3 protein-coding genes and 1 pseudogene are annotated in these 2,481 nt (G+C 72.8%); all 4 read right to left on the reverse strand.

Features of this window, described 5'->3' with window-relative positions; all coding sequences use genetic code 11:
* A pseudogene (locus ACWGE1_RS40795) lies at positions 1 to 458 on the reverse strand (hypothetical protein); the annotation flags it as partial.
* A gap of 343 nt (positions 459 to 801) precedes the next feature.
* On the reverse strand, positions 802 to 1,185 hold the full coding sequence (locus ACWGE1_RS40800; RefSeq protein WP_453425528.1) for a DUF6113 family protein: 384 nt from the start codon (positions 1,183 to 1,185) through the stop codon (positions 802 to 804).
* Positions 1,182 to 2,075, reverse strand: coding sequence for an N-acetyl-1-D-myo-inositol-2-amino-2-deoxy-alpha-D-glucopyranoside deacetylase (gene mshB / locus ACWGE1_RS40805; RefSeq protein WP_453425529.1), 894 nt, complete (start codon positions 2,073 to 2,075; stop codon positions 1,182 to 1,184). The genes ACWGE1_RS40800 and mshB overlap by 4 nt, the downstream gene beginning before the upstream one ends.
* Before the next feature lie 23 nt (positions 2,076 to 2,098).
* Positions 2,099 to 2,293: a hypothetical protein gene (locus ACWGE1_RS40810; protein WP_030012369.1), complete on the reverse strand. Its 195-nt coding sequence runs from the start codon at positions 2,291 to 2,293 to the stop codon at positions 2,099 to 2,101.
* Positions 2,294 to 2,481: the final 188 nt, after the last annotated feature.

A 2,481-nucleotide genomic window follows, 5' to 3' on the forward strand; every position in this document is an offset into this window, starting at 1 on the left:
GTGGGGGTCGGGGTCGGAGTCGGGGCCGGCGTCCGGGTGGGCAGCGGCCGCTGCGCGAGCGGCGGGCCGGCCGCGGCCGCCGGCATCTGGGCCGCGGCGGGGGCCGGTGCGGGCGCCGGGGCCTGGGCGGCCGGCTTGCGGGGGGCGAACCAGTTGCTGGTGGCCGCCTCCTCGGCCTCTGCCGGGGCGGGCGCCGACGCCTGGGCGCGGGGCGGCTCGGGCGCTGCCTGGATACGGGTCGGCTGCGGCTTGGGGCGCTGCGCGAGCGGCGGCTCGGGCGCCGGCTCCGGCCGGGTCTGCTCCCCGGCGGCGGACGAGCCGGCGTTGGTGCCCATCGGCTTGCGCACGACCACCGGCGGGATCGGCCGCGAACCGGGGATGTTGATCCGGATCCGGGTCGTCAGGGTGGTCTCGGTCTTGGGCCCGTCGGAATCGGGTGTGGACGGCTTCGAGGTCACAGAGTTCTCCTCCGGAGCGGTCGCCGCAGCGTCCGTGGACGGGTACTGGCCGGTTCCGTACGGCGGCGTCCCCGAGGGGTAAGCGGCTCCACCGTGCCCCTTGGGCCCGGAGGACGAACTGTCGGTTTCACGACTCAAGGCAGGTTCTCCCGGTTGGCTCCGCCGCCCGTCGTACCGTGCGCGGGCAGCTCGGCGGCCCGTCCACCATACTGGCCGCCGCCCGCACGCAACTGACGGCCGGGAATCCGGGGTTCCTCATAGCACCCGCCAAACCCCTCCGAGACACCGGGCGGACCTGCGCGTACCTGCCTCGGCACATCTCCCTACGAGGTCCGACACCACGTCACTTGGCAGGCCGAGCGGCCGAAACCGGCCGATCGAGCGGGCCGCGCACCGTGGCGCAGATCACAGCGAGAACGGTTCCACCCAAAAGGTAGACGTACGTGCCGATTCCGGACGAACCGAGGAGGAAGTCGCCCTCGGGGCGCGGAACGCCGAGCATCACGTACGAGAGGAACCAGCCGGCCGCGGCGCCGCCCACCCCGAGGCCGGTACCGAGGGCGATCCGGCCTCCGAGGAACAGTCCGAAGACGGCCAGCAGCGCGAGCAGCAGACCGCCGGGGAACCACAGGTCCACCACCAGCCAGCCGGCCGCGCCCGTCAGCACGCCCAGGACCAGCAGGCCGAGGCAGCCGGCGATCCGCGCGGGCGTCATCGCGGCGCTCACGCGTCCACCCCCGCGAAGAGGTCGTGTTCGCGCTCGCCCGCCGGGGCGCCCGGCCGGCCCTCGACCAGTTCGTAGTACTCGCGGGTGAACAGCGGCTGCGCCAGGTCGTTGGAGAGGGCGAAGAAGGGCCCGTCCACGGCGATCTGGGTGGCGTGGGCCCGCATGGCGGCCGCCTTCGCCGCCACGAAGGTGTCCTTGGCCTCGATCTCGGCGGTGATCCGCTCGTCGGCGACGACCCCCGGCACGTCCCCGGGCGAACCGACTCCGGGGAAGGGCACCTCGCCGGCGGCGCGCAGCCGGGCGAAGCCCTCCTCGACCACCGAGCGCGGGACGCGGTTCCAGTAGACCTTCCCGACCGTGTGGGGCGCGCCGAGGTCGCGCCGGTAGGCGGTCTCCGCGGCCAGTTCGGCGGCGCGCATGGCGACCCGGTGGGCCTGGATGTGGTCGGGGTGCCCGTATCCGCCGTCCGGGTCGTAGGTGACGAGCACCTGCGGGCGCAGCTCCCGGATCACCTCCACGAGGTACGCGGCGGCCTCGTCCACGTCGGCGGCCCAGAAGGCCTCCGGGCGGTGGTTCTGGGGGGCGCCCATCATCCCGGAGTCGCGGTAGCGGCCGGGGCCGCCGAGGAACCGGTGGTCGTGGACCCCCAGTTCGGCCATGGCGGCCGCGAGCTCGCCGACGCGGTGGGCGCCGAGGGTGTCGTCACGGTCGGCCGCCAGGTGCGCGAGCCCGGGCGGGATGACCTCACCCTCCTCGCCGAGGGTGCAGGTCACCAACGCGACGTGGGCGCCCTCGGCCGCGTACTTGGCCATGGTGACGCCGTTGTTGATCGACTCGTCGTCGGGGTGCGCGTGCACGAGGAGCAGACGACGGGCGGGAAGACCGTTCATGGGCCTAGCCTACGAGGCCGGTCCTAGAACTTGAGGCCACTGATCATGCTCGCCACGTTCGAGGTGAGCTGGCTCAGGGTCGGGGCGATGGTGGAACTCGCCAGGTAGAAGCCGAGCAGTACGCAGACCACCGCATGTCCCGCTTTCAGGCCCGCCCTTCGGACCAGCAGGAAGACGATGATCGCCAGCAGCACCACGGCGGAGATCGAGAGTGCCACGGCGTTTCACCTCCACGTCGAGCGGATATCGGTACGCGTATTCGTTGCTCGGCGAGAGTCATACCCACCGTGCGCTACGGATCATAACTATCCGTACCAGCGCATCGATCGAAATCCGGCAGCACGAGGGGCGCACGCCGCGCATGGGTGGGGTCACGGGGAGGCCGGCCGGGGAGGCTGTACGCCTC

This window comes from Streptomyces sp. NPDC054932 (genome assembly GCF_053610205.1).